The sequence below is a fragment of the Pseudomonas morbosilactucae genome, from assembly GCF_023241665.1.
GTDB lineage: Bacteria > Pseudomonadota > Gammaproteobacteria > Pseudomonadales > Pseudomonadaceae > Aquipseudomonas > Aquipseudomonas morbosilactucae.
In genome coordinates, this window is record NZ_JALQCX010000047.1 from 71,772 (window position 1) to 97,505 (window position 25,734).

Here is a 25,734-nt window from a genome sequence, read left to right on the forward strand (position 1 = left end):
TTCAGCGCCTACGCTGCTGGCGGTATTGCGCCGGGGTCAGGCCGGTTCGCTGCTTGAAGGCCCGGTGGAACGAACGCGGCTCGCTGAAGCCGAGGCTGTCGGAGATCTCCTGCAGCGACTGCTCGCTGTGCAGCAGGGCGTGTTCGGCCAGTTCCTGGCGCACATCATCGAGCAGTTGCTGGTACGAGGTGCCGGCCTGCTGCAGTTGGCGTTGCAGGGTGCGCACCGACAGGGCCAATTGCTCCGCGACCTGCTCCTTGCGCGGCACGCCGTGCTTGAGCCATTGGCGCAAGGCGCTTTTGACTTGCAGCGCCAGCGGTGCGTCGGCCAACGCGGCCATCATCCCCTGGGCATGGTCTTCCAGCGTCTTGAGCAGGCGTGGGTCGGACTGGCGCAGGGGCAATTGCAGGTATTCCAGGGGCGCCACCAGGGCCGAGCAGGGTTGCTCGAAGTGCACCGGGCAGCCGAACAACGCTTCGTACTGTGCCAGTTCGGCCTGTTCCGGCCGCGAATGCTCGAACCACACCACGCTGGGTGAGAGTTCCGAGTCGGCGATCCAGCGTGCATACAGCAGCCAGGACGCGAGCACGTTTTCCACCAGGTGCCGGCGAATGTCCGGGCGCTGATGGCGGCAGCTCCAGATCAGTTGCACCTGATCACCCGCCACCTCGGCACGACTGGTGCCCATGTCCCCCACCAGCTTCTCGAACGGCATGATGCGGCCCATGGCTTCGCCCAGGGTGGCGCAGTTCATGGTGATGTAGCCCAGCACATTCCAGGAACTGGGTTTGACGAAACGCGCCGAATTCAGCCCGAACAGCGGGTCGCCGGAATGCTGGCAGAAGTAGTCCAGCAAACGCTCATGGACCTCCATCGGCAGCCGCAGGCTGGTGTCATTCAACTGCGCGGCCTCAAGCCCCGCCGCCGCTAGCGCCGGCGCGCTGGCAATACCCAGTTGCTCCCCATAGAGCAGATATTTGAGCAAGGGCGGGACCGAGGTAAAACCGAGGCTGGGCATCGAGGTATTCCGGGTGACTGATCATTCGGACAGCAGGACGCAGATCCGGAAAGGTAAGGGCAAAGCGGGATGGGTGTAAATGCTTGGCCCCGGGCATTGGCGCCTTTCTGTAGGAACTGGCTTGCCAGCGAAGGGCGCACCGCTTATTCCCCTCACCGCCGCGCGATAAAGTTCGCCTCTAATGACGGATTTTCGCTTTGATTTGTAGGGCATTTCCGAGAGAATCGCTCCGTTACATTTCAGCTGTTCGAGTGGCTTGAACCTTCCAATTGTCCGGGGCTAGTCTGCGTCCGTCGTTGGCCAAAACCAGCGATCGGGTCTGCAAGCCCGCACAAGAAGCGAATGTTCACGTCCACTCAGGATCACTGATTGTTCAGTTCGATTTATGGTGGCTGCGTGCGGGAGATCTTCGGATCTACCGGGTTTGCTTCTTCCTGGTCTTGCAGGCTCGCACGTAGCCGCCACCCATCATCTGCAAGTGATGCTGGCGGCTTTCATAAAAAGGAGCTGCTGATCATGAAAAAGATCGTTCCCGACCCACCCGTTTTGCAACCCAGCCGTGAGTTGATCACCGCGCTGGAAGTGCCCAATAAAGCCTTGCTTCAGGCACTGAATACCGCACCTCTTTCCGCCCCTTTGCATAAGGCTCTCTCCGCCACTGGCAGCACCCGCTTTGGTTGTCGGGATGGCGAGGGCCGTCCGCTATTCGCCGTCTGCGCAGGAGTCAATGCCGAAGAGGCGCTGCTGCACGTTTCATTGCTGCTTAAGTGCGCGGAAGAGACGGCCGACGAAATCACCAGCGCCAGCGGCATTGAGCGCGGGCTGATCTGGTCGATGATTCATTCGGTGGAGATGGCGCGGGCGGTAGTGGATGCGCTGCTGGATGGCGCGGTCAGGCCGGAGGGGTAGGGCGACCGCGTTGCGCCTATCGCCGGCAAGCCAGCTCCTACAGGAGGTGTAGGAGCTGGCTTGCCAGCGATGGGGGCGCAGTGGGTCAGACGCGGAAGTGGCTGACCATCATTTGCAGCTGGTTGCCCAGGCGGGCCAGTTCAACGCTGGACGCAGCGGTTTCGTCGCTGGCGGCAGCGGTCTGTTCCGAGACGTCGCGCACGTTGATGATGCTGCGGCTGATCTCTTCGGCCACGGCGCTCTGCTGCTCGGCAGCGGCGGCGATCTGCTGGTTCATCGACTGGATGTCGGACACCGTGCGGGTGATGTTTTCCAGGGAGGTACCGGCGCGGCGGGTCAGCTCGACGCTGCTTTCGGTCAGGTTGCGGCTGTTGTTCATCACATTGGCCACTTGCTGGGTGCCGTTTTGCAGACCGGCCACCAAGCCTTCGATCTCTTCGGTGGACTTCTGCGTGCGCTGGGCCAGGGCCCGCACTTCATCGGCCACCACGGCAAAACCACGACCGGCTTCACCAGCACGCGCGGCTTCAATGGCGGCGTTGAGGGCCAGCAGGTTGGTCTGTTCGGCCACGGCCTTGATCACGTCCATGACGCTGCCGATCTTGTCGCTTTCTTGCTGCAACACGGTCATGGCGTCGGTGGAGCGCACCACTTCAGTGGCCAGTCGCTCGATCTGGGCGATGGCTTCAGCGACCACTTTGTCACCTTGGCGGGCTTCGCCATCGGCGGCAGCAGCTGCTTGAGAGGCCTCAGCGGCGTTGCGCGCGACTTCCTGCACGGTGGCGGTCATCTCGTGCATGGCGGTGGCCACTTGGTCGGTCTCGACCTTCTGGCTGTTGACGCCGGCGCTGGTTTCTTCGGTCACGGCCGACAGCTCTTCTGCGGCGCTGGCGATCTGGGTCACGCCATCACGGATGCCGCTGATCAGTTCGCGCAGGGTCACGCCCATGCGGGCAATGCCTTGTTGCAGCACGCCCAGCTCGTCACGACGGGTGACGCGCACGTCTTGGGTCAGGTCGCCGGAGGCAATGCGTTCCACCACCGCGAGGGTCTCGCGCAGCGGGCGGGTGATTTGCCGGGTGATGATCACGGCTGCCAGGACGCCCAGCAACAGCGCCAGCAAGGTGCTGATCAATTGCAGGCTGCGAGCCTGGGCGCTTTCGGCGTCGCGGCGGTCGAGCTGGATCTGATACAGCTCGTCGCTGCGGGCAACGATGTCGAAGCCTTGCTCGGTCATTTCCTTGCGCGCGATACCGGCATCGTTCAGGGCGGCCTTGAACGCCAACAGGGCGGTGCGGTAGTTGTTCAGGGCGCCTTCCAGCTGACGCAGGGCGTCTTGCTGAGTACTGGCGAAATGCACGTTGAGCTGGGCCAGTTCGCCGATGGCGCTGTTGAGTTGGGCCGCGGCTTTCTGTTCGGTTTCCGGGTTGCTGTTGGCGGTGTAGCCACGCACTTCATAGCGCGTGAGCATGAAGGCTTCCTTGGCCTTGGTGATGGCCTGGAACTGCTCGAACCGCTCGTCGCTCAGGGGCATCTGCTGCACCCGGGTGTAGATCGAGTTGATCATGTTGTAGGCCGTCTCGGCGTTCACGGCCATGGTCTGGCGCGCGCTGTCGCTGGCGCGGTAGGCGCTGCGCATTTTGTTCAGCGAGGCCTGGTAGGCGGTGATGGTGTCGCTCTGGGCCTTGAGCAACTTGAGGTTGTCAGGGCTCTTGAAGGTCTGCAGGAGTTTCTGCTGCTGGGCGACGAAGGCGTCCAGGGTGGTTTGCACATTCTGTGCAGCCGTTTCGTCACCGTTGGTCAGCATGTATTGCAGGCGGCTGACCCGCAGTTTGGTCAGGCCGGCATTGAGCTGGGTGATGTCGCTCATCCAGTTACTGCGGTCAATCAGGCCACCCAGGCTGGTCCAGCCCGTCAGGGCGAGGATGGTGGTCAGGGTCAGTACCAAGCCGAAGCCCAGGCCCAGCTTCAGGTTGACACTGATGTTGGCAAACCAGCTATTCATTCAATTCCTCCAGGAACTTGCGCGTCATGATCGTCGTGTGGCTGGAAGATTGTTGTTTTTGGTCGCCAGCGAAATGTGTGTGCTTCGGTGTATCGGCCGACAAATCGAGATCTGAAAGCATTTCGTCGGTATTGATTCAGCGCAGCCTTTTCGCATATTTCAGGGCCGTACGTCGCGCCCATTCAGCTTTTTTTCACATTCGTTTCACTGCCGGGCCACGCTTGCCTGCTTAAAGTCCGCCGGGCAATGGGGATAGGCCCCACGCGAAGGCTGAATGGTCATCTGTGTTGAGTAGGTTGCGCAGGTGCCATTCGATTCAAGGGTGGGGCTTGCGAGGAGCGGCATTGGTGGAATCAAGACTCGGTTTGCCCGTGGTCGGGCGCGCCCTCGAGGGGCGTCTGCTGGCCCGTTATCGAAACACCCTGGTGGTGTTACTGGCGTTGTTACTGACGATCCCCATGACGTTGTTCCTGCTCAAGCCGGCGGCGGTGGCGGACCTGGCGGACGACAACCCGGCCGGGCAACAGGCCCTGCTCGACAGTTGGGCCAAGGGCCAGACCATCGTGCTGATCCGCCATGTAGAACGTTGTGATCACTCCCGGGCCCCTTGCCTGAACGTCGCCGATGGCATCACCGATCGCGCTCGGGCCGTGGCGGTGGGCGTGGGGGCGCAGTTCGAACACCTAGGGCTGGCCCGGGCAGACCTCTACAACAGCCCCATGACCCGCGCGGTGCAAAGCGCCGGGTACATGTTCAACCAGGTCAGCAGCGGCGACACCTGGCTGTCCAGTTGCCGCAACCACCTGCTGCAGGATGTGCTGGCGCACAAGGTGCCCGGGCGCAACCTGGTGCTGGTGACCCACAGCGAGTGCATGGCGCAACTGGAGAAGGAGTTGAACCTGCCGGCTTCGACCCTGGGCTACGGCGCCTCTCTGTTCATTTCCACCGACACCCTCAATGACGCACCGAAGATGCTGGGCTTTATCGAAGCCAGCGACTGGCGCCGAGTGGCGCTCGATCAACGGTGATTCGGGGCATCGGGTGTTCTCTCTGGATCTGTCTTGTTTTTTTCTGCGGTAGTCGGAGTGCCCGGGGAGGCTGTTACCAGCACAGGCCCGGGCGGCGTCAGGCGCTCAAAGACAGGGCTGGGTTTCCAGCAGTCTGATGCTGCCCATGAGGCTCGTATCGTCGACGGCGCTGTCTTGCGGCAAGCTGCGCCAATCCACCAACAGGCAGACCGCGGTGAGCACCTGTTGGTCCTTGATGCCCACCGGCCGGGCGAAGTCGTAGCGATAGAGGGCTTGGGTCGTATTGCGGGGGGTGACCTCGGTCGCGCTGCTCAGTGTCCTGTACACCAGGTCCGGCAAGACGCTTTGCTGCACGGTAAAGCGGGGGTGGTTGCCGGTGCCCTGAAAAGCGCCTTGGGCCCGGCTGTTTTTCCAGAGTTCTTGCCATTGGGTTCTGGTCGCTACGGTGTTCAGGGTGTTGCCGTAGGCTTGCAAGGTGGCCTTGGGCACCTCTCGGGTATCCAGGGCCTGGGCAGCGCCGGCGAAGAGTACAAGGCTGGTCAGTAAGGTACGAGATAGCAGCATGGGAACACTCCATGGGCGCGCGCGAACGGGATTGGCGCGGGGTTCAAGGGCAGCGCCCCGTGGTGTCTGGGGCTGCCGGGTCCGGTGGATTACAGGGGGGCGAAGCATTTCTAGCGTAGGCGGTGGCGGTTGTTTTTGCCGCCGTTTTTCGCCCCGTGTGTTCGAGGCTGCTCAGTCGGCACCGTGGGTGCCGACAAAGTAGTAGGCCTGGCGCCCGACGAGCATTTTCTTCAGCACCTGCAACGGGGCCGGGGGTGCTTGCTCGGCTGCGATCAGGGCTACGTGCTGCGGCGACTCGGCGAGGTAGGCCTGCAGTTGGGCAGGGGTTTGCAGGTCTTTGAGCAGGCTCTGGGTGTAGAACACGCTGGCCCCGGCGATGCGTTCGTTGGCCTGGTACAGAGCGACCGGTTGCCCGGCGGCTTGCAGGCTTTGGATGTGCTGGGTCACCGGTACAAAGGACAATTCCCGGTCGGCACGTGGTGCGGCCCATTGCGCGGCGACCAGGTAACCGCAGACCACCAGCCCCATGACGCTCACGGCCAGGCCCCGTCGATGACGCCCCAACTGGCCATGGATGCCCTGGTCGGCCGCCCACTGGCCGAGGCGCGCATAGAGCACCGCTGCGTATTCCGCCGCCAGCACCGCCGCCGCCGGGGTCAGGGACATCAGGTACACCGTGCGTTTGCTCGACGCCAGGCACAGCAGGGTGAATTGCGCGAGCAACCACAGGCTGAAAAATAGCAGGTAGCGATTCTTCACCAGGCTTTTACGAAAGTGCCACAACCCTAGGTAAACCAGGATGTTCCACGGCAGGAAGGCCTGGGGCAGCTTGGCCAGGTAGTAGTAGAAGGGTTCGTAATGCCCGGCCTCCTGAAAGGAGCCGTCGAAGCGCCCGATGCTGTTGGTCCACAGCACTTCGGCCAGGGCCGGCAGGCCGCCGCGCTGATAGAGCACGCCCAGCCAGATCAGCAGCGGCACCAGCCCCAGCAGGGTCAGCAGTCCGGGCCGCAGCCAGTGGCTGAGTTTAAAGCGCCGGTCGATCCAGTTGTCGGCCAGCAGGTAGGCGAAGATCACCACCCCGGGCATGGCCAGCCCCAGTACGCCCTTGCTCAGGGTCGCGATGGCGATTCCGGCGGCGAACGCCAGCCAGGCCAACGGTGCCGGTTGCTGTTCGGCGAGTCGGCGCTGGGCCTGGAAGAATGCCAGCAGGGCCAGGGTCACGCCGAGGCTGAGCAGGGCGTCTTCGCCGACGCCACGCACGTTGCTCCAGTAACTGGCCATGGTCGCCAGCATCGCAGCGGCCACCCAGGCGATCATCACTGGGCGTCCGAAGCGGCGCAGCATTGTGTACAGCAACATCAGGCTGAACAACCCGGCGAAGGCCGAGGCCAGGCGCACGGCCCAGGGCGTGCCGCCAAAAGCGCGGATCGCACCGGCATCCAGCCACAGGCTCAGGGGCGGCTTTTCCAGGAACGGCTGGCCGAACAGGCGCGGCGTGACCCAGTCATTGTCCAGGTGCATTTCCATGGCGATCCCTGCCACCCGGGCCTCGGTGGAGCCTTGCAGTTGGTGGTTGCCCAAGGCGAAGAAAAACAGCAGGCAGCCAAGCAGAAACAACAGCGGTGCGGGGCGGGACATGGGCGTTGGGCTACCAGGGCAAGGGCGAGAGTTGGCGTTTTTTTGGACAGCGGGAAAAGTATACGGGGCCAAATCTTAATAATTCGTGAACGCCCCCGATGTTCCGGGGGGGCTTGCCATGCTCGGTTTTTTCCTTGGTCGCCGGGCGTTGCCCCAGCGGTTCTTCAGCGCAGATGGCGGCCGGTGCGGAACCAGTAAATCCAGCCCAGGAAGGCCCCGCACAGGGCGAAGATCAGAACCAGCCGGACGTATCCGCTCCAGGGCATCGGGGTATCGGTGGACGGTAGCCCAGGCACCAGGTTCAGCACGACGGGAATCATCGGCAACGCGCTGATGGCGCCGCTGGCCAGGTAGATCACGACGTTGTGCAGGGCCCGGGTGTGGGCCACCCAGAAGAAAATGGCCGAGGGCACGCCGGCCAGTACGCCGATGCATACGCCGCTGACGGCGAACAGCACCGAGGCCACGGTCAACACATCGCGGGCGGCGTTGCCGAAGGAAACGTGGCTGGCGTTGTAGGTGCACAGGGCGAAGATCAGGCTCAACCCCAGGGCCAGCAGGACCACCCCAACGCAGTAGGTGAAGAACCAGTCGATGGGGTGCACCGGGTGGGTGGCTTTGCGGGCAGGTTGGGTCATGTTGGGCACCGTAGGCAGAAGGCAGGAAGTGATGGCCTGGAGGTTATCGAGCGAGGCTTCTCCACACTGTGGAGTTTTTATGGGGTTTGCCCGACGTGGGTGATTCCGGTGCCCGCGCAAATACCGTATACAGAGAACGGCCTGCCCAACCTGCAAGGCGCAGTGGCCCGCAGTCGCCATTCGAGCATCAACCACCGAGAAGGAGATTGGACATGTTCAGGTTCCTCACCATGACTGAGTTACCGCACACCCCCGTGCATTGCCATGGCGGTTCCATCAACGGAGCCATCGTCGCCTGGGAGCTGAAAAATCTAGCTCTCAATACGAAGGGGTTTGTCATATGTCCAAAGAATTACTCGGAGTTTCTGCTGTAGGGCTGATGGTGCTGGGCGAGTTCTGCGCCATCTACAGTGAAGTGGTCGCCGCACGGCTGGCCCACACCGGCCACACCTCATGGGCCGAACTGGCCGGGCCGGTGCTGATCATGTGTTTCGCCGGCCTCTGTCTGCTGGGGGCTTATTGGCTGGGCTACGTGGCAGTGGGGGACATCTGGTTGATCACCGTGGTGTCGGTCACCTCGTTACTGCTTCTGGAACCGCTGGTGATCTGGGCGCTGTTTCACGAAGCGCCCGGCCGCGGCGCATTGATCGGCTTCTGCCTGGGGGCCCTGGGAATGTTGTCGGCAGTGTTTCTGTAGTGCGCACAGACTCGCATCAGGCCCGGTAGGCAAACTGCCGGGTCGTTTACCTGGGCCGCCGCAAGGGCGGCCTGGGCTATTCAAACAGGGAGTGTGTATGGCCGAGCAAATTCGCTTGGCCCTTGAGAACGATGCCCCACAGATCAGCCAGGTGATTGTCGCGGCGCTGCTGACCAGCAATGCCCAGGACTACCCGCCCAGCGTGATCGAGCGGGTGCAACGCAGCTTCACCGCCGAGGCGATTCTTGAGCTGATGAAGCGACGCCGAATGTTCGTCGCCACCCGGGCCGGCAAGGTTGTCGGCACCGCCAGCCTCGATGGCGCCGCCGTGCGTTCAGTGTTTGTCGAACCCTCGTTGCAACGCGCCGGCATCGGCCAGCGGCTTATGGAGGCGGTGCAAGCGGCGGCTCAAGAGGCCGGGGTCAAGGTGCTGCGGGTGCCGTCTTCGCTGACGGCCGAGGGGTTTTACCGGCGCCTGGGGTTCCAGGTGGTGGGTGAGCAGGTCGAGGGTGAAGAACGAACCCTGATCATGCAGCGCACCTTGCCCTAGAGAGTGCCTTGGGCAGCGGTCGACTTCGGTTTTTGACGCTGCCAGAATGGCGTCCCGCTCTCCAGGCTGAAATCTTCCCGTCATGGCCAACCCGGACATCATCACTGCTGAAGCCGTTGCCCTGCACGCGGGGGTCTCGCGCTCGGCGGTGTCCAGGACCTTCACCCCCGGGGCCAGCGTGTCTGCCCGCACCCGGGAAAAGGTGATGAAGTCCGCCGAGGCCCTCGGTTATCAGGTCAACCTGATCGCCCGGACCATGAACAAGGGCAGCAGCAACTTTGTCGGGGTGATCACCGCCGGTTTTGAAAACCCCTTCCTGGCCAGCCTGCTGGCGCCCTTGACCCACCACCTGAATGTGCACGGCCTGATGCCGTTGCTGATGAACGCCAACGACCCGCAACAGCTCGAACGCTCCCTGCAGGAATTGCTCAGCTACCAGGTGCGCGGGGTGATCCTGACCTCGGCCTCGGCGTCCGTGGAGCAGGTGGAGCGCTACCTGAACCGGCAGGTGCCCTTGACCATGATCAACAGCGACGCCCACATCAGCGGGGCCAATGCGGTGGTCAGCGATCACATCGAAGGCGGGCGCCTGGCGGCTCGGGAACTGCTGCGAGGTGGGGCGAAGCACCTGGCGTTCATCGGCCAGAGCGAGGGCAATTACAGCTCTCGGCAGCGCCTGCTGGGCTTTCGTGAAGAGCTGGCCCGGGCCGGGTTGACGCCGATGATCGAGCACTACCAACAGGCCGGTGGTTATGCCGGCGGCCAGCAGGCTGCGCTGGCGTTGTTTGCCGACAAGAATCGGCCGGATGGGGTGTTCTGCGCCACCGACATGTTGGCCCTGGGGGTGATGGATGCCCTGCGCGGCTCGTTGGCCCTGAGCATTCCCGAGGCGGTGGCGGTGGTCGGTTTCGACGACATTCCCCAAGCCGCTCAAGGGGCCTATGAACTGACCACCGTTCGTCAGGACCCTGAAGCGCTGGCGCGTTATGCGGTAGAGGTCACGGTGCTGCCCCAGCGTTCGGAGCAGACGCCTCAAGTGCCTTTTTGCGTGCCGGTGGAGCTGGTACGTCGGCGCAGCACTACGGAATAAATTGTTCAAAATTATCTTGAAACGAAAAAATATTTCGTGCTTTATGAGCGCAAGCGCCTGGGAGGGCGTGGCTGATGGCGACCCGTTCGCCATTTTTTTGAAAAGGCTTTGCACACGTGTGCAATTTCAATTGAAATAAGCACCGTGAGATGAGGAACCGCCCATGCAGCATTGTCAGTCGTTGTCTGAACCCTTGACCCGCGAGGCCCTGCAGGCTCGCTACGAATGCGCCCAGGTGCTGGCCCGGGAGGCCGCGCGTCGGGCCCTGGGCCCTTATCGGCAGCGCGAAACGTTGAGCGTCAGCCACAAGGGCGACGAGCCCCAGGACCTGGTGAGCATCGTCGACCAGGACACCGAGGCCTACATCAAGGGGCAGTTGGCCGAACGTTTTCCCGACGATGGTTTTCTCGGTGAGGAAACCGGTGGCGCGACCCTGGATGCCCGATGCATCTGGGTGGTGGACCCCATCGACGGCACCAGCTGTTTCGTCAATGGCCTGCACAACTGGTGCGTTTCCATCGGCCTGCTGGTGGATGGCCAGCCCTGGCTCGGCGCAGTGGCCGATGCGGTGCACGACGAACTGTTCCATGCGTGCTCCGGCCAGGGTGCCTGGCTCAATGAGCAACGCTTGCAGGTTCACGGCGCCGCCGATATCCGCCACGGCGTGATGGGCGTCGGCACCTCCCATCGACGGGGCAAAGAGCATTTCATTCCCTTTGTCACACAGCTGTTGGAACAGGGCGGTACCTTTATCCGCAACGGTTCGGGCGCGTTGATGGTGGCCTATGTCGCGGCGGGCCGACTGATCGGTTACTACGAAACCCATATCAACAGTTGGGACTGCCTGGCCGGCCTGGTGCTGGTGCAAGAGGCGGGCGGCGTGAGCAATGACTTTCTGCGCAACGAAGGCCTGACGGAGGGCAACCCGTTGCTGGTGGCCAGCCCACGGATTTACGCCCAGGTGGCGCCCTTGATCGGAGCCTCCCTGGACACTTGACCCCAGGTTTTATCCTCGCTTGGCCAAGCACGTACAGCACAATAAAAACAGGAACTGTCGGCTATGAAATCTCTACTGAGCCTGCTCAAGGCTGCCCCGGCGCGCGAGCCGGACCCCGAACTGGACCCCAGGCTCTTCCGGCGCCTGCGTCTGCAAACCCTGTTGTCGATGTCGTTGAGTTACGCGCTGTTCTACGTCTGTCGCCTGTCCTTCAACGTGGTCAAGCCGGCCTTGGTGTCCCAGGACATCCTCAGCCCCAGCGAGTTGGGGATGATCGGTTCGGCGCTGTTCTTCACGTATGCGGTGGGCAAGCTGGTCAACGGCTTCCTCGCCGACCACGCCAATGTGCGGCGCTTCATGATGCTTGGCCTGGCCCTGAGCGCCCTGGTCAACGCCTGCATGGGGCTGACCACCAACGCGGTGATCCTGACCCTGGCCTGGGGCATCAACGGCTGGGCCCAGTCCATGGGCGTGGGGCCGTGCGTGGTGTCCCTGGCGCGTTGGTACGGCGACCGTGAGCGCGGCACCTATTACGGTTTCTGGTCGATTGCCCACAACCTGGGCGAGGCCCTGACCTACGTCGCCGTGGCGGCCGTGGTGGTGACCTGGGGCTGGCAGTACGGCTACTGGCTGGCCACGGCCATGGGCCTGCTGGGGATCGTGCTGGTGTTCTTCTTCATGGCGGATTCACCGGAAAGCCGAGGCTTTGCCCCAGTCAACTCCAAGCCGCAGATCGACACCCAGGCCGCCGCCAGCAGCGTTGCGTCCATCCAGTGGCTGCTGCTCAAGAGCCCGGCCCTGTGGCTGCTCGCCCTGGCGTCGTGCCTGATGTACGTCGGCCGTTATGCGGTGAATTCCTGGGGCGTGTTCTTTCTCGAAAATGCCAAGCACTACGACACTCTCAGCGCCTCGACCCTGATCTCCGTGGCGAGCATCTGCGGGATCGCCGGCACGGGCCTCAGCGGGTTGATCTCCGACCGCTTTTTTCGCCGGTCGCCGGCATGGCTTGGCGATTGCTTTCGGTGCCATGAATGCGGCGGGGCTGGCGTTGTTTCTCTATGGGCCGGCCGGGCATTACTGGCTGGACGTGTTGGCCATGGTGGTATTCGGCACTTCCCTGGGAGCGCTGTTGTGTTTCCTGGGCGGCTTGATGGCGGTGGACATCGCCGGCAAGGCCGCGGCCGGGGCAGCCCTGGGCATGATCGGCATCGTCAGCTACATCGGCGCGGCGGCCGGCGAGATGCTGACCGGGGTGATCATCGAACACGGCACGACCCTGTCCGCCACCGGCGCCAAGCTCTACGACTTCAACACCCTGTCCCGGTTGTGGGTGGGGGCGGCCATCGCCTCGGTGCTGATGACCTGCCTGTTGTCCCGGGTGGCCCGGCGCCGTCCGAAGCCGCCGCCACTGCCGGCGCTGCAGCCTGAAACCTGACGTTCCTAATGCTGTAAACCGCCCTGGCGACGGCCGTCGGGGGACGGGGTCGCTTGTGCCGAAAAAACCACTGAGAACAATAATAATGAACCTCAACCTGCACCCCATGAGCCGCTTCACCTTGCCCGCCTCACGTGCCACCGGCCTGGTGGCATTGCTCGCAGCCTTGTCCAGTGCCGGCGCCGGTGCGCTGGAGTTGGATTACCAGCATCAGTACGTCGACAAGGATCGTGAACACAAAGACAAGTTCATGATCATCGAAGACCTGCCCCATGGTTTCGGCGTGGCGTTCGAGGCGGTCACCGAGACCGCCGAAACCCACGACGGCCAGCCGGGCAAGGCTTACTCGCGGCTGACCAAGGACGCGCTCAAGGCCAAGCTCAAGTACTCCCACAAGCTGACCAAGACCCTGAAGATCAAACCCAAGTTCACCTTCAGCAAGGGAGGGGACAAAAAGTCCTACAAGACGGCGGTGAAGTTTCCTTACGAACTGACCAATCGCCTGTCCGTGAGTCCCGGCTATTACCACAAGGTCACCACCTACGACGAACAGGGCAAACGCAACAAGAACGACGACTCCTGGCAATTGGGGGCCAAGTACAAGTTCGAACGTTTCAGCGTCGGCGTGGCGCACAAGGAGGTCTACAGCAACGAGTTGCTGTTCGATAACAAGAAGCGCAACTACAACAACAAGGCCCTGCTCGAGTTCAAGGCCACACCGCATTTCACCCCCTACCTGGAGGTGGCCGATGTGGAGGTCGATGAAGAAACCAACGAGCGTCAGGTCCGTTATCGCGTAGGGGTCCGTTATGAATTCTGAAAACCTCCGGAAAGGTCTTTCCATGCCCGCCTTGTCACGTATCACTTGGGTCTTCGGCCTGCTGGCCGGCAGCGTGTTGCCCAACGCTCAGGCCGCGCCGGCCAGCCCCGCGCATTACGTGTTGGAGAAGGCCGTGCAGGTCAGCCGCCACGGGGTGCGTCCGCCCACCGACATGCAGAAGATGGTCAAGGCCACTGACCGTGCCTGGCCGACCTGGCTGGTGCGAGAAGGGGAACTGACCGGGCACGGCTACCTGGCGTCGAGCCTGATGGGCGCCTGGCAGGCCAATGAATATCGCCGTGCCGGCCTGCTCACTCAGGGCTGCCCCAAGGCGGGCAGTTTTTATGCCCTGTCCAGCCCCAAGCAGCGCACCCGCGCCACCATCGCCGCGTTGATGGACGGCATGTTCCCGGGCTGTGGCCAGCAGGCCCAGGTGCCGCCCACCAAGCTCGACCCGTTGTTCCAGACCGATAAATTGCCGTTCGCCCAACTCGACCCCAAGCAGGCCGAGGCCGGTGTGCGCAAAGCCCTGGGCGGCACCCTGGAACAGGCCAAGGCGCGACTGCAACCGGACCTGGACCGGCTCAAGGCCGCGGTCTGTGCCGAGGGTAAACGCTGCCCCTTCTATGACACCCCCTGGGTACTCAAGCAGAACGATGAGGGGCGCTTGAAGATCAAGGGCCTGGACATGGCGTCCTCCATTGGCGAGACCATTCGCCTGGCCTACAGCGAAGGCAAGCCGCTGGCCGATGTGGCTTTTGGCAATGCGCCGGATGCCCAGGCGGTGAGCGCGCTGTCGCGGCTGCACCGGGCCAAGTACGAGTTCGTCAATGACACGCCCTACATCGCCCGCCGTGGCGGTTCGCAGATGATGAACCAGATCCTCTTGAGCCTGGAGCAGGGCACGCCCCTGGAAACGCAAGACCCGCTGGGCAATCCGCCGGCGGTGCCCTTGCTGATCCTGGTGGCCCACGACACCAACATCTCGCACCTGCGCTCGATGATCGGTTTTCACTGGCAACTGGGTGAATACCAGCCGGACAACATCCCGCCCACCGGGACCCTGATGTTCGAGCGCTATCGCGACAGCGCCAGCGGCGAGCGCTTTGTACGCACCCGCTTCGTCGCCCAGGGCATGGACCAGATCCGCGGCCTGACGGCTTTGCAGGGGGCGGCTCAGCCCCTGCAGGCGGACTTCAATCCGGGTGGTTGCAAGCCCACCGAGGTTGGCGTGCTGTGCCCATTGGCGATGTTCGCCCGGCAGGTGAACCAGGCGATTGATCGCACGGCGCTGACCGCCTATCAATTCCCATGAATCGTGGATCTCACAGAGAAGGACACGCCATGTCTGTTTCAAGAATGTCCCTGATCGGCCTGTTGCTGGGTGGTTTGGCGCTGCAGGCCGGCGCCGAGGCCGGTACGCCGGTCAAGGGCTATGAGTTGGAAAAAGTGGTGCAGGTCAGCCGTCACGGCGTGCGTCCGCCCACGGCGGGCAACACCCAGGACATGGGCGCGGTGTCGGACCGTACCTGGCCGGCCTGGTCGGTGGAGGACGGCCACCTGACCGGCCATGGTTATGCCGCAGCGGTGCAGATGGGCCGCTACCGTGGCGAGCAACTGCGCCACGCCGGATTGCTGCCCCCAGGCTGCCCGGCGGCGGGGCAGGTGTTCGCCTGGGCCAGCCCGATCCAGCGTACCCGCGCCACCGCCAGTGCCCTGCTCGATGGCTTGTTCCCGGGCTGCGGCCTGCAACCCGGCTCGGTTGCAGGCGAGCTGGACCCGCTGTTCCAGACCGACAAGCTGAGCTTCGCCGCGTTGGACCCGGAGTTGGCCAAGGCGGGGATTCTCCAAGCCATGGGCGGCAGCGCCGAACAAGCGCAAAAAGCCCTGACGGCAGATGTGCAGCGCTTGCGTCAGGCCGTGTGTGACCCGGGTAAACCCTGCCCGGTGGCCGACACGCCCTGGCGTCTGGAGCAGGGCAAGGACGGGCGTTATGAAATCCAGGGCCTGGGCGTGGCGGCCAATATGGCGGAGACCTTTCGCCTGCAATACAGCGAGGGTTTGCCACTGGCCGAGGTTGCCTTCGGCCACGGGCGCGATGCCCAGGCGGTGGCTGGCCTGATGGGCCTGCTCAGGGCCAAATACGACTTCATCAACAACACACCTTATATCGCGCGCCGTGGCGGTTCGCAGTTGATGAACCAGATCGCCCTGGCCCTGGGCGATGGCAGCGGCGGCGGAGCCGTGCAAGGCGGCCCGCCGAACGTGCCGCTGGTGATGTACGTGGCCCACGACACCAACATCTCCTACTTGCGCACCATGCTCGGGTTTACCTGGCAGCAGAGCCCTTATCCGCAGAACAACATCCCGCCGGCCAGCACCCTGGCGTTCGAGCGTTATCGGGAGGTGAGCAGCGGCCAGCGTTTTGTGCACATCGTGTTCGAAGCCCAGAGCCTGGATCAGATCCGCAGCTTGCAGGGCTTGTCGTCCGGCAACCCGCCGCTGAGCGAGTCGTTCAACCTCGACGGGCATTGCCGACCCAGCGCCGTTGGCTTGCTGTGCCCGATCAATGAGGTTCTGGCGAAGATGGAGCAGGGCATCGACCGCACGGCGGTGGTGCCCTATGAGTACCAGGCGCGGTAAGGGAGGAGGGGCCGTGGGCCCCTGCGCTGCGCTAGTCGGGCGCGAACTGGTTGAGGGTAGTGATGATGTGGTCCTGCTCGGCGCGACTCAGGGTGTGGTACAGCGGCAATGACAGGATCTTGTCGTGCAAGGCCGCTTCCTGCGCCCGAGCCGACAGCGACAAATGGCGATAGGGCCGATGACTGGGTATCGGCAAGGGGTAATGGATGATGGTCTGGATGCCATGGCGCTCCAGGTAGTCCTTCAAGCGGTCGCGGCAGGGGCTGGCAATCACGAACAGATGCCAGACATGGGCGCTGCGTTGCGTGACTTGGGGCAGGCGGATCAGCGGGTGGCGGATTTCGGCGAGGTAACGCTCGGCGATCTGCCGGCGGGCCTCGGTGTCCTGATCCAGGTGGGCAAGTTTGACCCGCAGCATGGCGGCCTGGATCTCATCCAGACGGCTGTTCACCCCTGCGTGTTCATGCTGGTACTTGATGCGCGAACCGTAGCTGCCCAGGGCGCGTACCAGGCTTGCCAGTTCGGCGTCGTGGGTCACCACGGCCCCGGCGTCACCCAGGGCGCCGAGGTTTTTGCCGGGGTAGAAACTGAAGGCCCCGGCGTCGCCCCACTGGCCGGCCTTGCGCCCCTGGCACTGCGCGCCGTGGGCCTGGGCGCAGTCTTCCAGGACCCATAAACCGTGTTGCTTGGCCAGGGCGACGATCTCTGGCATCGGGGCCATTTGCCCATACAGGTGCACTGGGATAATCGCCCGGGTCTTGGGGGTGATGGCCGCTTCTACCGCCTGCATGTCCAGGTTGTAGGTGGCCGGGTCGATGTCCACCAGCACCGGCGTCAAGCCGTTTTCCATCACCGCCGAGACCGTGGCAATAAAGGTGTTGTTCTGCACGATGACCTCGTCACCGTCCTGCAGCTTGCCTTGCTCTTTCCAGGCCCGCAGGACCAGGGACAGTGCGTCCAGGCCATTGCCCACGCCCACCGCATGGGACGTGCCGCAGTACCTGGCGAAGTCTGTCTCGAACTGGCGCAACTCTTCGCCCTGCAGGTACCAGCCGGAATCGATGACCCGGGCGCAGGCGTCTTTTAACGCCTCGGCGTAGCCCTGGTTGATGGTTTTCAGGTCAAGAAAGGCAATCTTCATCAGGCACCGACCATCTGCTGGAACGTCTCGTAGTCACGCACGTAGTCGGCTTCATCGTAGAGGCTGTCCGCCAGCACCATCAGCACGCAGTCGGGAGAAAAGTCATACATTTCTCGCCAGATAAACGACTCGATCAGCAGGCCCTGGCAGGGGTGATCGAGACGGATATCAATCTTTTCCTTGCCGTCATCCAGCATGAAACGGCACGAACCGCGCACCGCGACCGCCACTTGCTTGAGCGACTTGTGCGCGTGATAGCCCCGGCGCACGCCCTCGCCGGTATCGAACATGTAGTAGATGCGCTTGATCTGAAAAGGGATGTTCTTCCCTTCTTCCAGGGCAATCAGCGAGCCGCGTTCATCGCCGTGGGTTTGCAACTGTACGAGTTGGACTTTCATAGGTGACCGCTTGGGGAAGTCGGCAGAGTGCGCTGCAACCAACTCACGATGACGTCGGTATCAATGGCGTACTCCTTGTAATAGATCTCTCGGGAGTCTGACGTGTCGGCCTGGTAGGGGATGTAGTCCATTTCAACGCTGACGATGTCCGCCAGGTTGGAGAAGCAGGACAGTTCCCCTGCCTCCTTGGCCATCCAGCACAGGGCCTTCGCCCCTTGGGAAGCAAAGATGATGTTGGTCCAGGCCGCGCCGGTCGGGCCGATGATCACCTCGGCGTTGGCCATGATCGCCACTTGGTGGTGAATGTCCTGTTCTTCCATGTACACGCAGACAAAGCCCAGGGCTTCGATGCGGGCCAGTACTTCGGCCTGGTTGTAGGGGCGCAAAAAGCCCTTGCGGCCGAGGAACACCCGCTTGGGCAGGGATGCCCGGTCGATGCCGGCGGTCAACGCCAGGGCCTTGTCCCGCAGGAACTGGATCGACTCGGGGCGGGCGAAGCTGTTCTCGGCCCGGCTGTAGGCCGAACCCTTGAAGTTGGGCACGCAATTGTTCGGTGCGCTGATCAGCAGCAAATCGGCCACGCAGTAAGAAGTGACGCTGTTCAAGAACACCACGGGCCTGGCAATGCCCAGGCTGGCGATCAGGGCCTTGATGGAGGGGATGTTCTGACTGTGCTGGGAAATCAGCACCGGGTAGTCGTCGTAGGCGCTGGGCAGCTCGGCAATGAACTGCAGTTGGCTGAGTATCTCCAGCACCCAGTGGTAGTAGTTGACCTCGCTGCCTCCGCTGACCAGCAGGCCCTTGGCGATGGGCTGGTTCTGGCCGCGTCGGGCCAGGGCCAGGGTGCGGCCGTGGTAAAGCAGGTGGGCACCGCTGTAGTCGGCATCGGCAGAGGGTGCGGTCACCACACGTTCGGCAATCACCTGGCCGTCGGCCAGAATCACCGAGCGCGACACCGAGCAGACCTGGGCCTGCTGGAAGCGATACAGGGCCACTTCAGGCAGAGTGATGGCGGTTGCCGGTGTCGCTTGGCCAACGAATCGCGGGCCTTGAACGCTACCAGCCACGGCTGGGCGAAACACATGGACCTTGTTCGTACTGACTTCATCCAGCCAGCGCAGCTTGCAGCGGCTGATGCTGCCGAGCGGGCTCTGTTGCTTGAAAAACAGCCGGTACAGCCAGTCGGAAATCAGCCCCTCGCGGCGGCACATCAGCTCGTAACCCAGGCGCTCCAGGCGCGCGTTGCAACGCTGCCGCAGGTTGGGTGGGGAAAGCTGCTTATGGAAGATGCTGATCTTGTCTTCGCTGACTGCCAGCTCATCCACCAGTTGTGGGTAGATGTCCCGGTAGTAGTCGCTGGCGATGATGATTTTTTCGAAGGCCAGGCTGCCCAGTTGCTGCGGGGCGTGGATGGTTTTGCCAAACAGGGTCTGCCCATGCTTCTGCTGGTTGTTGTCCAGAAAACCGACCACGTTGTAACGGGCACGGCAGTTTTTATAGAAGCTGATGCCACCGGCACCGGTTCCAAAAATCAGGATGGGGGTTTTCTGTGCTGCCCTTATTGCCATACAGCCCTCGTACCACGTCTAAACATCACCCGCCCCCGCAGCAGGCGAGGAAGCGCAAGTCTACTGGTTGTAAATGAGCATTCCGAGCCTGTTTTCTGGACCGTGTTGCCGAACGCAGTCGTTTTCACAAAGGCTGCCGGGGCGGCCTGAAAGGGGCCCGCTCAGTTGTTGTTAATGATGTTGCCGCGGATCTGCGCGACCCCCTTGGCATCCAGGTCGCGCCGGGTCCTGATGGGCCTCAACTCGCCACTGATGTGGCGGTTGATCTCATCGATGCCGGTCTTGGCAGTGTGGCCATTGGACTTGCCCAGCAGGTAGCGCAGCGACAAGCGAAACTGCTCCGACTCGTGGGCCACTGGGCGTGTGCCGTGCAGGGTGCAGTTGTGCCAGAGCCCGACATAACCCGGGCCTCCGGTCAGTCGTTGGTCGGTGCAGGGCACGCTATTGCCCTGGTCATCGCTGTACACCCAACGGTCGCCGTCCAGGTGTTGCAGGTGATGGGGAAACAGCGTGGCGCCGAACCGGTGGCTGCCGGGCATCAGGTGCAGGGGCGAGTCGTGCTCGGACACTTCGTGCAAATAAACGTAGAGCGTGAGAAAGGTCGAAGGGTCCAGGTCCACCCGGCCTTGGGGCCAGTCGATGATGTCCTGGTGGAAGTCGATGCCGCGGAAATAGGTGATGTCGCGGTAGGGCTTCTTGATGTAGGGCCCCAGGTTGGCCACGTTCACGTCGCGGATTCGTTCCCGAATCCAGTCCGGTAGCCAGGCGTCCGGCACACCGCAGACGGCCTTCTTGATCACCACCTCATAATCGTCGCCCAGCACCTGGTCCAGCACGGCGGTCAGGCGCGGGTCCTGCTCGATGAATTGCAGTTGCGATTCAAACTGGTTGAGGAAGTTGAAGGTCTTGGTCGGGTTGGCGTTGAAGTGGTTTTCCTGGGCCAGGTATTCGGCCTGATCCATGAACAGCTCACCCCCAAACACCCGCGCGGCGATCATGTCGCGGTACAGCGCCTGGGTCTGGGGTACATCCAGAATCTCTCCAAACAGATGGGCACCCTGCTCCATGAGGTTGTTGATACAGGTCTGCATGTGGTGATCGCTCATCGTGGCTCGTGGTCCTTGAGGTGGTTATCGGCGGGGGCTGTTTAAAGTGAACGCAGGGCCGGCAAAAAAATACCTGGCCCGATTAGCGGTTTCCGTCGTTGGCGGGCGGCGAGGGGCGGGTCGCAGCCTGGGGCGCATCTTCCGCTACAGGCTGTGGCCGGGCATTGCGCCGGGTCAACGGGGTCGAGCAGGGCGGGTGGAGTCAGGCGTGCTGGAGCAGCATGGCCCCGGCGGCGCCGAGCATGATCACCGCCGCGCCCCTGAACAGCAGTTGTTGGGCGCGCAGGCTGGCGAGCAGGTGGCGCACGCGAACGGCGCCCAGGACAAACACCGTGCCCACCGCCAGCAACACCAGGGCGGTCAAGGGCACCAGCATCAAGCCCCAGGTTTGCAGGGAGATGGACTCAAGGTTGATCACCAGGGGCAGCAGGGCCAGGTAAAAGGCAATGGTCTTGGGGTTGCCCAGGGTGATGGTCAAGCCCGAGAACCAGGCCGACAGCAACTCCCGGCGGTCGATGGGTTTGCCCTGGCTTACGGGTTGATGTGCAGCAAACCAGAATTGCCAGGCCAGGTAGCCCAGGTAGGCGGCGGCCCCCCAGCGGACCACGGCAAACAGCGCGCTGAAGTGGTGGGCGATCAGGGTCAGCCCGAAGACCGCGAATGACAGGTAGATCAGGTCGCCGAGGATGATTCCCAGCAACAGGCTGAAGCCCGGCAGCAATCCGCCGCTGACGCTGCGGGCCACCAAGGCGGCCATTCCGGGCCCTGGGATGGCGGCGGCGATGCCGAGGGCGGCGGCGTAGGTGAGGATTTGCGACAGGTCCAGCATGGGGCAATCTCGACAAAAAGGGGGGGCGGGCGGTGAGTGCTCGGTGGCCTGCATGGCCGGTGCTGGAGGGCGGCGGCCGTTACCTGAACAGTGGCAGGCTGCCGGTCAGTCGGTTGATGGTCTTCTTCGGGCCAATCAAGCCCAGGGCCACCAGCTCGATGCCTGAACTGTGGGCCTGATTGATCCGTGACTCGTACTCGACATAGGTCTTGCAGGACTGGGCCAGGGCACTGAAGGGAAGGCTGTGCACCTCTTCGTCGGTCATGAGCTGGCTGTGGATGCCGCGAATCGCCTCGTTGCAGGCCAGAAGAATCGGCAGCGGGGCATAAATCACTCCGGGGTAGTTCACCTGGTCCTGGCTGGACATGTCCGGCCCCACCAGGCCCGTCACCGTGGTTCCCAGGCTGACCCCGATGACACTGGCCGCATTGATGGCGTGCCCCGGCCCGAGGGCGCTATCCACAATAATCACGCATTTATGCAGGCTGGCATCGAACTTCATGGCGGACCTCAAGAGTGCTGGGCCCGCTGCTTCCAGGGCGCGGGACTGGAATAAGCATATACCGCGTGCCTGGGTAAAAAGTGTCTAGTTGTATTGCTGTTGACGTAGTTTTGGGTGAGATTTACCCATATATATGTACTGGGCGAAAAATATGACCGATTCAGCCTTGAGCCTTATCGACACCCGAATTCTTGCCGCTTTGCAGGAGGACGGCCGGATCACCAATCAGACCCTGGCCGACCAGATTGGCCTGTCGGCATCACCCTGCTGGCGGCGGGTGCGCCAGCTTGAAGAGCACAACGTGATCCAGGGTTACCGGGCGGTGCTGGACCGGCGCAAGATCGGCCTCGGTGTGCTGGTGTTTGTGCGGGTCAGCATTGACCGGCACAGCGAAGCCGAGGCCCAGCGCTTCGAGCAGGAGGTGATGGAGTTGGAGGATGTGGTGGCCTGCTACAGCATCGGTGGCGATGCCGACTTCTTGCTGCAGGTGGTCGCCCGGGACCTGGACACCTTTGCCGACTTCGCCATGTCGGTGATCCGTCGACTGCCGGGAATCAAGGAAATGCAGAGCATGTTTGTGCTCAAGGAAATCAAACCTTTCACCTCATTGCCGGTGAAAGCGCCCAAGGCCTGATGGCCGTGGGCGCGGCTGCCTAGACCTCGACGATCATGCCGTCCACCAATGCATAGGTGCCGCTGGACAGGCCGTTGGCGATCACTTCGATCAGCTGTTCAATGCTTGGGGCGATCAGCAGGCGGTAGGTTTCGTCATGGTAGTAGGCGATGACCTGGCCACTGTGCCCGCCGGGCGCCGGGTCCAGGTCGAGGCACAGATAGTCGCCTGCGCCGTTGGCCATGATCGGCAGCCAGTGTGGCCACCACCAACTGGGCTTGATGCCCGGGGCCACGTCCATGGGCGCGTGATCGGGGTCTTCCTCGTTGCGGCCGTCGGGAAAGAAATCGTTGAGAAAATCGCTGCGGTCCAGCACTTCGTCCAGGGGCATCCAACTGAAAGCATCGAGCAGGGTGGCGCTGCCTTCGGTCTGGCCGTCGGCGATGCCGTAGAGCGTGCGCAGTGACGCGGGCAGGGTGCGTCCGAGGCGGGCTTCGGCCCGGGCGATGGTGGCGTTGTCGGCGGGTGGCCGGAACATCGGCGGCAGTTGCTGATCCGCGGCCTGAACCTGGCGAGCGATGTGTTCAAGGTGGTGAGCCAGGGTGGCTGGAGCTGGCGAGTGGGGGGCGGTCATGTCTTCATCCTGGAGTCCATTGCCTGGCTATCCTGCTGGGCCGAGCCTTGCGCCGCAAGGTTTTTTGCCAGGTCGGCAAGGCCAATGCCAGCCCTTGAGGCGCGGCTGTCTGCGGTGAATTGTTACGGCTTTCGCAGCAGTGTTTCTTCCATTCCACGAATGACAATTTGTCGCAGGCCGGCTTTTTTTTGATACCCTTGCCAAGCTAACTAACTAAGTAGTTAATTGATTTCAGGCTCCCGTCGAACTCGGCGCCTGGGTGGCTGTTGTCCGCGCTGATGCGCTGGCCGTGGCTGGGTTCACTGAAACCCTGTCCTGGAAACACCACCCAAGGTCGCAGCCTCCACTACTCTTAACTTTCCCACTAACGTTCATGCGTCAGCAGGATCATGCAACATGACTAACACTCAACCTTCGGCATCCGTCAGCCGCTGGCCCCTCTGGGTCGTCGCTTTCGGAGTGCTGGTATTTGGATTGCTTTTCGCCGCCGGTGGCGGCTATCTGGCCACGCTCGGCGGCAGTTGGTACTTCCTGCTCGCCGGTCTCGGCCTGATCGTCTCGGCGGTGCTGCTTTTCAAGCAGCGCCTTAAAGGGGCCTGGCTGTTCGCTGCGGTCATGGTGCTGACGCTGATCTGGGCGCTGGCCGATGTCGGGCTGAAGTTCTGGCCGCTGGTCTCCCGTCTGTTCGCCCTGGGCGTACTGAGCCTGTTGGTGGCGCTGGTCTACCCGACCCTGCGCAAGGCCAATGGCCTGGCCGGCGGTCGTGGTGGCTACGCCCTGGGTGGCGTGCTGGCGATCGCGATCGTTGGCGGTTTTGCCGGCATGTTTGTGCCTCATTACTCGGTGTCGCCGAGCGGTGATGGCCCGGGCCTGACCCAGGTCGACCCGGCCAAGGCGCAGAAAAACTGGGCCCACTACGGCAATGACGAAGGCGGTAGCCGCTTTGCCGCGCTGGACCAGATCAACCGTGGCAACGTTTCGCAATTGGTGCCTGCCTGGACCTACAACACCGGTGACGTTGCCATCAGCGACGGCAATGGTGCGGAAGACCAGATGACCCCGTTGCAGGTTGGCGACAAGGTGTTTATCTGCACCCCGCACAACAACCTCATCGCGCTGGATGCCGACACCGGCAAACAGCTGTGGAAAAACCAGATCAACGCCCAATCCAAGGTGTGGCAGCGTTGCCGTGGCCTGGCTTACTTCGACGCGACTGCCGCCGTGGCCCAGCCCACTGATGGCAGCACCCCGGCCCAGCCGGTCGCTGTCGCGGCTGGTGCCAACTGCCAGCGCCGTCTGCTGACCAACACCATCGATGCACGGCTGATTGCTGTGGATGCCGACACTGGCGAGTTCTGCCAGGGCTTTGGCAACAACGGCCAAGTGGACCTGAAAGCCGGCCTGGGCAACGTGCCTGACTCCTACTACCAACTGTCCTCCGCGCCGCTGATGGCCGGGACCACAGTAGTGGTGGGCGGCCGCGTGGCCGACAACGTCCAGGCTGACATGCCGGGCGGTGTGATCCGTGGTTTCGACGTGGTCACCGGTGCTATGCGCTGGGCCTTCGACCCGGGTAACCCGCAAGACAAAAAGGCCCCGGCCGACGGCAGCACCTACGTGCGCAGTACGCCCAACAGCTGGGCGCCGATGTCTTATGACCCGGCGATGAATACCCTGTTCTTGCCGATGGGCAGTTCGTCCACCGATATCTACGGCGTGGAACGTACGGCGCTGGACCACAAGTACGGCGCTTCCATCCTGGCGCTGAACGCCACCACCGGTGAAGAAAAGTGGGTCTACCAGACCGTGCACAACGATCTGTGGGACTTCGACTTGCCGATGCAGCCGAGCCTGATCGACTTCGCCAAGCCTGACGGCAGCAAGGTCCCGGCGGTCGTGATTGGCACCAAGGCCGGTCAGATCTACGTGCTGGATCGTGCCACCGGCAAGCCCCTGACCAAGGTTGAAGATGTACCGGTCAAGGCGTCGAACATCCCCAACGAGCCTTACTCGCCGACCCAGCCGCTGTCCGTGGGCATGCCACAGATCGGCGCGCAGCACCTGACCGAGTCGGACATGTGGGGCGCCACGCCGTTCGACCAGATGCTGTGCCGCATCTCGTTCAAGAAAATGCGTTACGACGGCCTGTACACCGCGCCGGGTACCGATGTGTCGCTGAGCTTCCCAGGGTCCCTGGGTGGCATGAACTGGGGCAGCATTTCGACGGATCCGGTGCACGGTTTCATCTTCGTCAACGACATGCGCCTGGGCTTGTGGATCCAGATGATCCCAGCACAGAAAGACGCCAAGGCGTCGTCCGGCGGTGAAGCGCTGAACACCGGCATGGGCGCGGTACCACTCAAGGGCACGCCGTATGCGGTGAACAAGAACCGCTTCCTGTCGGTGGCCGGTATTCCGTGCCAGGCACCGCCATTCGGCACCCTGACCGCGATCGACATGAAGACCCAGAAAGTCGCTTGGCAAGTGCCGGTGGGCACCGTCGAAGACACTGGTCCGATGGGCATCAAGATGAAAATGCCACTGCCGATCGGCATGCCGACCCTGGGCGGTACGCTGTCCACCCAGGGCGGCCTGGTGTTCATTGCCGGTACCCAGGACTACTACCTGCGCGCCTACAACTCGGCCAACGGTGAAGAAGCCTGGAAAGCCCGTCTGCCTGTGGGCAGCCAGGGTGGCCCGATGACCTATGTGTCGCCGAAAACCGGCAAGCAGTACGTGGTCATCACCGCAGGCGGCGCTCGCCAGTCGCCGGATCGCGGCGACTTTGTGATCGCTTACGCGCTGCCAGACAGCAAGTAAGGCTGCACCTCAAGAAACCCGCTGTCGCCCCGAGAGGGTGGCAGCGGGTTTTTTGTTGCCTGCCAGGTCAGGGTATCGAGGGGCAAAGCCG

General features: G+C 62.8%; 24 protein-coding genes and 1 pseudogene. 12 read left to right on the forward strand and 13 right to left on the reverse strand.

The genetic code is table 11. The features are described from left to right. Position 1: 1 nt before the first annotated feature. Positions 2–1,018: an AraC family transcriptional regulator GliR gene (gene gliR, locus M1B35_RS23095; protein WP_268263185.1), complete on the reverse strand. Its 1,017-nt coding sequence runs from the start codon at positions 1,016–1,018 to the stop codon at positions 2–4. A gap of 516 nt (positions 1,019–1,534) precedes the next feature. Between gliR and M1B35_RS23100 the strand changes: the two genes are divergently transcribed. Next, positions 1,535–1,927, forward strand: coding sequence for a DUF3077 domain-containing protein (locus M1B35_RS23100; protein ID WP_268263186.1), 393 nt, complete (start codon positions 1,535–1,537; stop codon positions 1,925–1,927). Positions 1,928–2,012: 85 nt separating this feature from the next. On the opposite strand, the gene M1B35_RS32360 is transcribed toward M1B35_RS23100, so the two are convergent. Together M1B35_RS32360 and M1B35_RS32365 are read right to left on the reverse strand one after the other, a co-directional pair. Further along, positions 2,013–2,876 carry a methyl-accepting chemotaxis protein gene (locus tag M1B35_RS32360; RefSeq protein ID WP_425273440.1) on the reverse strand — a complete coding sequence of 288 codons (864 nt, stop codon included), beginning with the start codon at positions 2,874–2,876 and terminating at the stop codon, positions 2,013–2,015. Between the two features lie 42 nt (positions 2,877–2,918). Continuing rightward, positions 2,919–3,797: pseudogene (locus M1B35_RS32365) on the reverse strand (methyl-accepting chemotaxis protein); the annotation flags it as partial. A 482-nt stretch (positions 3,798–4,279) separates the two neighbouring features. Here M1B35_RS32365 and pmrG point away from each other — a divergent pair. Beyond that, positions 4,280–4,960 carry a lipopolysaccharide core heptose(II)-phosphate phosphatase PmrG gene (gene pmrG, locus M1B35_RS23110; RefSeq protein WP_268263188.1) on the forward strand — a complete coding sequence of 227 codons (681 nt, stop codon included), beginning with the start codon at positions 4,280–4,282 and terminating at the stop codon, positions 4,958–4,960. Positions 4,961–5,065: 105 nt separating this feature from the next. On the opposite strand, the gene M1B35_RS23115 is transcribed toward pmrG, so the two are convergent. From M1B35_RS23115 to M1B35_RS23125, 3 genes are all read right to left on the reverse strand, one after another. Next, positions 5,066–5,524: a hypothetical protein gene (locus tag M1B35_RS23115; protein WP_268263189.1), complete on the reverse strand. Its 459-nt coding sequence runs from the start codon at positions 5,522–5,524 to the stop codon at positions 5,066–5,068. A 171-nt stretch (positions 5,525–5,695) separates the two neighbouring features. Continuing rightward, positions 5,696–7,162, reverse strand: coding sequence for an ArnT family glycosyltransferase (locus M1B35_RS23120; RefSeq protein WP_268263190.1), 1,467 nt, complete (start codon positions 7,160–7,162; stop codon positions 5,696–5,698). Positions 7,163–7,326: 164 nt separating this feature from the next. Continuing rightward, positions 7,327–7,800: a hypothetical protein gene (locus M1B35_RS23125; protein WP_268263191.1), complete on the reverse strand. Its 474-nt coding sequence runs from the start codon at positions 7,798–7,800 to the stop codon at positions 7,327–7,329. A gap of 379 nt (positions 7,801–8,179) precedes the next feature. Here M1B35_RS23125 and M1B35_RS23130 point away from each other — a divergent pair, with 379 nt between their 5' ends. From M1B35_RS23130 to M1B35_RS23165, 8 genes are all read left to right on the forward strand, one after another. After that, positions 8,180–8,497 (forward strand): hypothetical protein, encoded by a 318-nt coding sequence (locus M1B35_RS23130; protein ID WP_123337393.1) that lies wholly within the window; start codon positions 8,180–8,182, stop codon positions 8,495–8,497. Positions 8,498–8,594: 97 nt separating this feature from the next. Beyond that, complete coding sequence (locus M1B35_RS23135) at positions 8,595–9,047, forward strand: GNAT family N-acetyltransferase (protein WP_268263192.1); 453 nt, start codon at positions 8,595–8,597, stop codon at positions 9,045–9,047. 82 nt (positions 9,048–9,129) lie between these two features. After that, positions 9,130–10,137 (forward strand): LacI family DNA-binding transcriptional regulator, encoded by a 1,008-nt coding sequence (locus tag M1B35_RS23140; RefSeq protein WP_268263193.1) that lies wholly within the window; start codon positions 9,130–9,132, stop codon positions 10,135–10,137. Between the two features lie 163 nt (positions 10,138–10,300). Further along, complete coding sequence (locus tag M1B35_RS23145) at positions 10,301–11,134, forward strand: inositol monophosphatase family protein (protein WP_268263194.1); 834 nt, start codon at positions 10,301–10,303, stop codon at positions 11,132–11,134. 63 nt (positions 11,135–11,197) lie between these two features. Next, positions 11,198–12,562: an MFS transporter gene (locus M1B35_RS23150; RefSeq protein WP_268263195.1), complete on the forward strand. Its 1,365-nt coding sequence runs from the start codon at positions 11,198–11,200 to the stop codon at positions 12,560–12,562. A gap of 92 nt (positions 12,563–12,654) precedes the next feature. Further along, on the forward strand, positions 12,655–13,389 hold the full coding sequence (locus M1B35_RS23155; RefSeq protein ID WP_268263196.1) for an oligogalacturonate-specific porin KdgM family protein: 735 nt from the start codon (positions 12,655–12,657) through the stop codon (positions 13,387–13,389). A gap of 22 nt (positions 13,390–13,411) precedes the next feature. Continuing rightward, positions 13,412–14,704, forward strand: a complete 1,293-nt coding sequence (locus M1B35_RS23160; protein ID WP_268263197.1) for a histidine-type phosphatase — start codon at positions 13,412–13,414, stop codon at positions 14,702–14,704. A gap of 29 nt (positions 14,705–14,733) precedes the next feature. Then, complete coding sequence (locus tag M1B35_RS23165; RefSeq protein WP_268263198.1) at positions 14,734–16,032, forward strand: histidine-type phosphatase; 1,299 nt, start codon at positions 14,734–14,736, stop codon at positions 16,030–16,032. 31 nt (positions 16,033–16,063) lie between these two features. On the opposite strand, the gene M1B35_RS23170 is transcribed toward M1B35_RS23165, so the two are convergent. The 6 genes from M1B35_RS23170 to M1B35_RS23195 form a co-directional block, all read right to left on the reverse strand. Then, positions 16,064–17,173 carry a DegT/DnrJ/EryC1/StrS family aminotransferase gene (locus tag M1B35_RS23170; protein ID WP_268263199.1) on the reverse strand — a complete coding sequence of 370 codons (1,110 nt, stop codon included), beginning with the start codon at positions 17,171–17,173 and terminating at the stop codon, positions 16,064–16,066. After that, positions 17,173–17,571, reverse strand: coding sequence for a sugar 3,4-ketoisomerase (locus tag M1B35_RS23175; protein WP_123337376.1), 399 nt, complete (start codon positions 17,569–17,571; stop codon positions 17,173–17,175). Before M1B35_RS23175 ends, M1B35_RS23170 begins: the two co-directional genes overlap by 1 nt. Further along, positions 17,568–19,139, reverse strand: coding sequence for a glycosyltransferase family 61 protein (locus M1B35_RS23180; RefSeq protein WP_268263200.1), 1,572 nt, complete (start codon positions 19,137–19,139; stop codon positions 17,568–17,570). The genes M1B35_RS23175 and M1B35_RS23180 overlap by 4 nt, the downstream gene beginning before the upstream one ends. 161 nt (positions 19,140–19,300) lie before the next feature. After that, on the reverse strand, positions 19,301–20,245 hold the full coding sequence (locus M1B35_RS23185; RefSeq protein ID WP_268263201.1) for a phytanoyl-CoA dioxygenase family protein: 945 nt from the start codon (positions 20,243–20,245) through the stop codon (positions 19,301–19,303). Between the two features lie 202 nt (positions 20,246–20,447). After that, positions 20,448–21,074, reverse strand: coding sequence for a LysE family translocator (locus M1B35_RS23190; protein ID WP_268263202.1), 627 nt, complete (start codon positions 21,072–21,074; stop codon positions 20,448–20,450). Between the two features lie 79 nt (positions 21,075–21,153). Further along, a complete protein-coding gene (locus M1B35_RS23195; protein ID WP_268263203.1) occupies positions 21,154–21,576 on the reverse strand; it encodes a DUF2000 domain-containing protein in 423 nt (140 codons plus the stop codon). Between the two features lie 151 nt (positions 21,577–21,727). Between M1B35_RS23195 and M1B35_RS23200 the strand changes: the two genes are divergently transcribed. After that, entirely contained in the window at positions 21,728–22,210 is a 483-nt protein-coding gene (locus tag M1B35_RS23200; protein ID WP_268263204.1) for an Lrp/AsnC family transcriptional regulator, read from the forward strand. 19 nt (positions 22,211–22,229) lie between these two features. Here the strand turns inward: M1B35_RS23200 and M1B35_RS23205 are convergent, their stop codons facing one another. Next, on the reverse strand, positions 22,230–22,823 hold the full coding sequence (locus tag M1B35_RS23205) for an SMI1/KNR4 family protein (protein WP_268263205.1): 594 nt from the start codon (positions 22,821–22,823) through the stop codon (positions 22,230–22,232). Between the two features lie 396 nt (positions 22,824–23,219). Here M1B35_RS23205 and M1B35_RS23210 point away from each other — a divergent pair, with 396 nt between their 5' ends. Further along, positions 23,220–25,643 carry a glucose/quinate/shikimate family membrane-bound PQQ-dependent dehydrogenase gene (locus M1B35_RS23210; RefSeq protein ID WP_268263206.1) on the forward strand — a complete coding sequence of 808 codons (2,424 nt, stop codon included), beginning with the start codon at positions 23,220–23,222 and terminating at the stop codon, positions 25,641–25,643. Positions 25,644–25,734 lie beyond the last annotated feature (91 nt).